8 protein-coding genes and 1 pseudogene are annotated in these 6551 nt (G+C 39.4%); all 9 read left to right on the forward strand.

The window, feature by feature from the left end:
• Positions 1–118: 118 nt before the first annotated feature.
• Positions 119–322 (forward strand): annotated as a pseudogene (locus tag CUN59_RS10035) (transposase); the annotation flags it as partial.
• A gap of 270 nt (positions 323–592) precedes the next feature.
• Complete coding sequence (locus tag CUN59_RS10040; protein WP_104387717.1) at positions 593–1231, forward strand: MotA/TolQ/ExbB proton channel family protein; 639 nt, start codon at positions 593–595, stop codon at positions 1229–1231.
• Positions 1231–1635 (forward strand): ExbD/TolR family protein, encoded by a 405-nt coding sequence (locus CUN59_RS10045; RefSeq protein ID WP_104387718.1) that lies wholly within the window; start codon positions 1231–1233, stop codon positions 1633–1635. The genes CUN59_RS10040 and CUN59_RS10045 overlap by 1 nt, the downstream gene beginning before the upstream one ends.
• A gap of 76 nt (positions 1636–1711) precedes the next feature.
• A complete protein-coding gene (locus tag CUN59_RS10050) occupies positions 1712–1918 on the forward strand; it encodes a glycogen debranching protein (RefSeq protein ID WP_104387719.1) in 207 nt (68 codons plus the stop codon).
• Positions 1919–1957: 39 nt separating this feature from the next.
• Positions 1958–2404, forward strand: coding sequence for a riboflavin biosynthesis intermediates N-glycosidase (gene ybiA / locus CUN59_RS10055; RefSeq protein ID WP_104387720.1), 447 nt, complete (start codon positions 1958–1960; stop codon positions 2402–2404).
• 207 nt (positions 2405–2611) lie between these two features.
• A complete protein-coding gene (locus tag CUN59_RS10060; protein WP_104387721.1) occupies positions 2612–2914 on the forward strand; it encodes a hypothetical protein in 303 nt (100 codons plus the stop codon).
• 326 nt (positions 2915–3240) lie between these two features.
• Complete coding sequence (locus CUN59_RS10065) at positions 3241–3927, forward strand: uracil-DNA glycosylase (RefSeq protein ID WP_104387722.1); 687 nt, start codon at positions 3241–3243, stop codon at positions 3925–3927.
• Positions 3928–4134: 207 nt separating this feature from the next.
• Positions 4135–5010, forward strand: a complete 876-nt coding sequence (locus CUN59_RS10070) for a Tab2/Atab2 family RNA-binding protein (RefSeq protein WP_104387723.1) — start codon at positions 4135–4137, stop codon at positions 5008–5010.
• A 169-nt stretch (positions 5011–5179) separates the two neighbouring features.
• On the forward strand, positions 5180–6490 hold the full coding sequence (locus CUN59_RS10075; protein WP_104387724.1) for a TldD/PmbA family protein: 1311 nt from the start codon (positions 5180–5182) through the stop codon (positions 6488–6490).
• Positions 6491–6551: the final 61 nt, after the last annotated feature.

Consider the following 6551-nt stretch of genomic DNA (forward strand, 5'->3'; position numbering starts at 1 on the left):
TTAGTAGCCCAAGGGGAAAACTGTATATATTTCTACTACCAGATGTACATATTAATATTGAATATGCGATTCTCCTTATGATACTCGTATGTATACTACAAATTGACTGGCGGGAATAGCTTATAAATATTTCCCCAAAAGTTGTCGAACGATAAGTAGATGGATAGATGAGATTCTTGCCTATTTTGATAACCGAACTACTCAAGGAGTTGTAGAAGGAATTAATCAGAAAATTAAGCTCATTAAAAGAAGAGCTTATGGCTTAACTAATTTTGATAATTTTAGAAGAAGGATTTTACTAAATTGGTATTTCTCCTACTAATTTATCATATTTAGTCTGGAAGAGCCATAATTTCTAGATTAATATATCGGCACTAGTAGAAGGTTAATAAAACAATTTTGCAGTTGAATACAACAAAATTATTCTATCCTCAATACTATAACAACAAAATTGTTGTGTCAATATATGATCTAAGAATAAATCCAAAGAATTGTAAAATAACACACTCCCAACCCCACCTATCCCCTACTGATACTTGTTTCTGATCAACAATCTGTTAATCTAGCTGTGTGCAGATTAATAAAATAGTCAATGGAAATCAGTAATTTATTTAAAGCTGGTGGCATAGTTATGTGGCCCCTGCTGTTTTTTTCCGTTTTAGCAGTGTCTCTCATCATCGAACGGATTATATTTTGGGCAAAACTCAGTAACCGTCAAAACCGCATTGTCCAAAGCGTCCTCAAACTCTATCGTCAAGGTGATGTAGTTAGCACCTTAACCGCACTTCACAACAACGCTGATTTACCTATGGCGAGGATTTTTTTAGCCGCCTTGGAGTTAGAAGAACCCAACCCTGAAGAATTCCGGTTAGCTTTAGAAAGTGAAGCACAGGCGGAAATACCATTATTAAAAAGGTTTCAGAACATTTTCGATACTATTATTGGTTTAGCCCCCTTGTTAGGGCTGCTAGGTACAGTATTGGGACTAATTACCTCCTTCGCATCATTAAATATTGGCGATGTCGGCGGGACAAAAACTGCTGGTGTTACCTCTGGGATAAGTGAAGCTTTAGTATCCACAGCATCGGGATTAGTAGTAGCTATTATTACGCTATTTTTTGCTAATACCTTTCGCGGACTATATTTGCGCCAAATAGCTTGGATTCAAGAATATGGTGGCCAGTTAGAATTACTCTATCGTCGTCGCTATGAAAGAGGAGATAAATCATAATGCGTCTACCCGATGAACCTGAATTACCACCTCAGATAAATATTGTGCCGATGATTGATGTCATCTTTGCCATTTTGACATTTTTCATCATGTCCACCTTATTTTTAAATCGTTCCGAAAGCTTACCAGTTAATTTACCCAAAGCTGCAACCGCTAAAGCCCAATCATCAGCCGCACCAATAACCATTACCATAGATTCAGTCGGTGATCTAAGTTTAAATCGCCAACCAGTCACCCTGGATACTTTACCGACAGGGGTACAGAAATTAATGGGGAAAAATACAGAAGTTGTAGTCATTATTAACGCAGATCAAAATGCCACCCATGGTCAAGTTGTGGTAGTTATGGATCGGGTACGTCAGGTAAAAGGAGCAAAATTAGCGATCGCTACTCAAAAATCCTAACTTTTTTGTTGTTAGTTGTCAGTTGTGTTTTACAATATAAAATTGTTTCAGTAGCAGATTCTAAAAGGATAAATCTATGACTATTTGGGTAAATGAACAAATTGATCCATCTGGCATGATTCACGCTTGTATTGCTTGTTGTAATGAGTCTCAGGCTAAAGATTGTCATGAATCATTTGAGAATAATTTAACTGAAACACAAAAAGCCCAAGGTTGGATTGCCAAAATCCGCACAGTTGCATCCTGGGATGAAGTTCCAGTTAACGCCTTAAAATTAGATTAATAGGCAACAGGGAAATCAACTTTTACCAACTACTAAAACATGACCATCTACTTTTATAATATCCGTGAACAATACGGCTGTTTTTCTAACTTCTCACCCCATGGATTTGTTTTAGACGAATTATATTGGTCAACTAGCGAACATTATTTTCAAGCGCAAAAGTTCATCGGTACACCTTATTTAGCAAAACTTCGCTTAGTTAAAACACCAAAAGAAGCAGCCAACATGGGAAGACAAAGAACACTTCCTTTACGTCCAGATTGGGAAGAAGTGAAGGATAATATTATGCGAAAAGCAGTATTCTCCAAATTTTCTACTAATAAAGATATTCAGGAAATTCTCCTATCAACAGGTAATGAAGAATTAGTAGAAAATTCACCTATTGATTACTATTGGGGTTGTGGTGCAGATGGTAGCGGAAAAAATATGCTAGGCATAGTTTTGATGGAAGTACGGCAACAGCTAAAATATAGCAGTCCTGAGTAAAAGTAAGAATGGTATGTGGGGTAAATCTAACGCTCTTATAACTTTTATAAATCAATGGGTTCAGAAATATTTAATATTGAGAGGATTTTTAGAAAAAATTTAGAATTCGAGTAGATATATTAATAATTTTTCAGTAAAATAATTATGTTTTGTAAATTTTTACCCTAAATATTATTTAGGCGACTAGCTATTGGAATTAAATGTATTATGTCTGTGGAACAAAAAATAAAAAAATATTATAAATGGATCTGGGATGTCTCACTAGGTGGTGAATTTGATGAGTGGGGTACTAGTACATATTTTATGGAAATTGGTAATGACTTATATCCCCTCAGACAAATAGAAGTTTATGAAAATGGTAATGTTCTATTTTATGATCATAATCATATCTGGGATAATTATGGAATGTTATGTGATAAAAGAATAGATTTATTAGATATACAAGAATTTGAAATTACTCAAGCAGAATTTGAACAAGTATGGCAAACAAAAATTCCTATTAATAGATAGTTTTTATAAGAAGATAGGCTGAAAACCCCGGAATTAACGGCTAAAAATCCTAATAATTTTTAGGGGTTAATGTCTTTTAAGCTGGGGATGAAAGCCAACTAGTACCGCAAGGCTGAAGTCAAAAGTCAAAAGTTAAAAATAATATGGCGTAAGCTTTTTAGTGATTGAGAATGGTTGTTTTATTTACGCCGTGCTGTACTAGAGGCTGTCTTCCTCCAGTGACTTGTGTTATACTAATTGTTACAGGAAAGGTAATCAACCTGCCTAAAAACCAACCGGTCATCTGAGTAAACACACTGGAATTTCCAGTTACCCTCCCCAATTCCATGCACCACGAAACTCAACTGAGTCTTTTTGATCACTCTAGCTTGAACCAACAAGATCAAATTCCTGCCAATAGTAAAATCCCTATTACGCCTGGAACCTATGAGAATATAGAAGCATTAGCCAAACACTGTAATAGTTGTAACCGTTGTCCATTAGGACAAACTCGAACTCATGCTGTAGTCGGCCGTGGTAATCTCCGCGCCGAAATTATGATTATTGGCGAAGCACCGGGAAAAAATGAAGACGAAACAGGTTTACCTTTTGTTGGTAGATCGGGACAATTACTGGAAAAAATCTTAGCATCAGTAGAATTAAGTACAGAAACAGATATATATATTGCGAATATTTGTAAATGTAGACCACCGGAAAACCGTGTACCTACCAGTGAAGAAGCAGCAGCTTGTAAACCATATTTGTTAGAACAGATTCGCCTAGTTGACCCCAAAATTATTCTCCTAACAGGTGCAACATCTGTCAAAGGTCTAACAGGAGACAAACGCCCCATTACAAAAATTCGTGGTGAATGGTTAGAGTGGGAAGGACGTTTATGTATGCCCATCTTCCATCCCTCATACTTACTCCGCAACCCTTCCAAAGAAAAGGGATCTCCCAAATGGCTGATGTGGCAAGATATCCAAAAAGTACGGGATAAATTTGATCAACTTAAAAATAAAAATCAAAACTAGCTACTATTCATTAGTTGCGTGCTAAAACTAGAATTAGTGTTAATTTAGATACAGATAGAATCAGCCCCTTGAGATAACTGGCATAATTTACTTCTGAACTTCCAAAACCCTAATCCTGTTGTCTTCCCAAGTCCTGAATTATTCCTTCAACCTGGTAAAGTTAAAACATAACAAAATATCAAATCATCAGATTTTTAGCGCGAAAACATGGGCAGCCAGAGAAAAACGTACTGGGAACTCGATTTTTACTCCCGTCCGATTTTGGACGAAAATCAGAAAAAAGTGTGGGAAATGTTAGTGTGCGAAAGTCCCGTAGATATTGGTACACAAATGGGTTCTCTGTTTCGCTATGCTAAATATTGCCCTAGTACCCAGGTAAATTCGGGTTGGCTGCGGACAGCAATACAGGAAGCTATCGAAAAAGCAGGTGCGGCACCTACCAAAATCCGCTTTTTCCGTCGCCAGATGAATAACATGATTACAAAAGCCTGTGAAGATGTGGGCATACCTGCTGTACCCAGTCGGCGGACATTGGTTCTTAATCAGTGGATACAGCAGCGCGTGAAGGAAGTCTATCCCCAAGAACCGGGATATCAGGGAGTAGCTAATCCTTCCGTGCGTTTAGATAGACCCTTACCCCAGCGTTTACCAGATGCTTTGGAAGGAAAGCAATGGGCTTTTGTTACTTTAGAAGCTGGTGATTTTGCGGATATGCCAGATTGGGAAATTGGCTTTGGTGAAGCTTTTCCCCTGGAGTTGGCACAATTATCTCCAGAAACCCGGATTCCAGGAATTTTGATTTTCTCACCCAGGGCTTTACCCATAGCGGGCTGGATGTCAGGTTTAGAAATGGCTTATTTGCATTTTGACACCAAACAAGGCAACAGATTAATTTTGGAAACTGGGGCGACGGAAAGTTGGGTTGTGGCTAATATCCGCACTCCCGAACTTTTAGCAGAGGCACAGGGCTTTGCAGTAGCCAAGGAACAAGCCAATGGGGTGCATTTTATTGGGGTACAGTCCGATCCTCAATCCCAGGATTTTGCCGGATTTTGGCTACTACAAGAAATCAATTTGCCATGAGGACACAAGCAGGGATAAGCTCTAAACTGGTGCAAATGAGTGTTTCTTATCTGTTCCCTGTTCCCTGTTCCCTGTTCCCTTTTTTGTAACTGTTTATGACACGCTAATGGGATAATAGTCTGCGACGATTAAGCGGTTTATATCCAAAATCCATAATTCATCAAGGGACATGGGTTCTGTAAATTTGTTACAACATACACTGGCGGAACAACTGCTAGAACTTGCCCTCAAGTCTGGTGCTGAGGCTGCCGAAGTGTATCAGTCAAGATCGCTTTCTCGACCAGTTTTTTTTGAGGCCAACCGTCTCAAACAACTAGAAACCAGCCAAGCTGAGGGTACAGCCCTGCGGCTATGGCGGGATGGTTGTCCTGGTTTAACAGTGGCCTATGGCGATGTTGATCCCCAAGCGATGGTGGAAAAATCTTTGGCACTGAGTCAATTAAATTCACCGGAAACAGTAGAATTAGGGACTCATGGCGGGCATTCCTATCCAGATTTAGGCACATCTGTATCCGCAGATAAGTTGATTAACTGGGGCAAGGAAGCGATCGCCCTCATTCATGATATCTATCCAGATGTTCTTTGTCATAGTGACTGGGAGTGTGATGTAGAAAATATCAGACTCATCAACAGCAAAGGTTTAGATTCTCACTACACCGACACCACTCTTAGCTGCTATATGTCAGCAGAATGGGTCAGAGGTGATGATTTTCTCAGTGTGGCTGATGGCCAAACCCAACGCTATGAACTCCACCCGGAGAAAGTAGCCAGCCAAATTTTACAACGATTAAACTGGGCGCGGGAAAACGTTCCCAGTCCTAGTGGTCGTTGTCCGGTATTATTCACATCTAAAGCAGCAGATATGCTGTGGGGAACTGTGCAAGCAGCGTTGAATGGTAAGCACATCTTGGAAAAAGCTTCCCCTTGGGTGGATAGGTTGGGTAAACCAGTTATTGCACCCACCCTGACCCTGTACCAAAACCCAGAAGCAGGACCCTATAGTTGTCCCTTTGACGATGAAGGTCAACCTACCCAGTCCTTAATATTTATCGAAAATGGGATTTTACGGAATTTTTATAGCGATCGCACCACTGGCAGACAATTAAACATCGGTAGCACTGGTAATGGTTTTCGTCCCGGCTTAGGTAGTTATCCTACCCCTGGATTATTTAACTTCCTCATTCAACCCGGTGATCTCTCCCTATTAGACTTAATTAGTAAAATGGATGATGGCCTCATTGTAGATCAAATGTTAGGTAGTTGTAGCGGACTATCTGGTGATTTTTCCATCAATGTTGATTTAGGCTATCGGGTCAAAAATGGTGAAATCACTGGCCGGGTTAAAGATACAATGGTGGCAGGTAACGTCTACACAGCCCTAAAACAAGTGGTGCAACTAGGTGGAGATGCGGATTGGAATGGTTCTTGTTATACACCATCATTGATAGTAGAAGGACTATCCATTACTGGCAAAAAATAGTTAATATTATAACATCCCAGATCCCCGACTTCTTCAAGAAGTCGGGGATCTAACGCAACGC

This window comes from Cuspidothrix issatschenkoi CHARLIE-1 (assembly GCF_002934005.1).
Classification (GTDB): Bacteria; Cyanobacteriota; Cyanobacteriia; order Cyanobacteriales; family Nostocaceae; genus Cuspidothrix; species Cuspidothrix issatschenkoi.

What these genes read in the sequence shown, in the direction of transcription:
- CUN59_RS10040 (WP_104387717.1), top strand. Translation starts at nt 593, where the DNA reads ATGGAAATCAGTAATTTATTTAAAGCTGGTGGCATAGTTATGTGGCCC.
- CUN59_RS10045 (WP_104387718.1), top strand. Translation starts at nt 1,231, where the DNA reads ATGCGTCTACCCGATGAACCTGAATTACCACCTCAGATAAATATTGTG.
- CUN59_RS10050 (WP_104387719.1), top strand. Translation starts at nt 1,712, where the DNA reads ATGACTATTTGGGTAAATGAACAAATTGATCCATCTGGCATGATTCAC.
- ybiA (WP_104387720.1), top strand. Translation starts at nt 1,958, where the DNA reads ATGACCATCTACTTTTATAATATCCGTGAACAATACGGCTGTTTTTCT.
- CUN59_RS10060 (WP_104387721.1), top strand. Translation starts at nt 2,612, where the DNA reads ATGTCTGTGGAACAAAAAATAAAAAAATATTATAAATGGATCTGGGAT.
- CUN59_RS10065 (WP_104387722.1), top strand. Translation starts at nt 3,241, where the DNA reads ATGCACCACGAAACTCAACTGAGTCTTTTTGATCACTCTAGCTTGAAC.
- CUN59_RS10070 (WP_104387723.1), top strand. Translation starts at nt 4,135, where the DNA reads ATGGGCAGCCAGAGAAAAACGTACTGGGAACTCGATTTTTACTCCCGT.
- CUN59_RS10075 (WP_104387724.1), top strand. Translation starts at nt 5,180, where the DNA reads ATGGGTTCTGTAAATTTGTTACAACATACACTGGCGGAACAACTGCTA.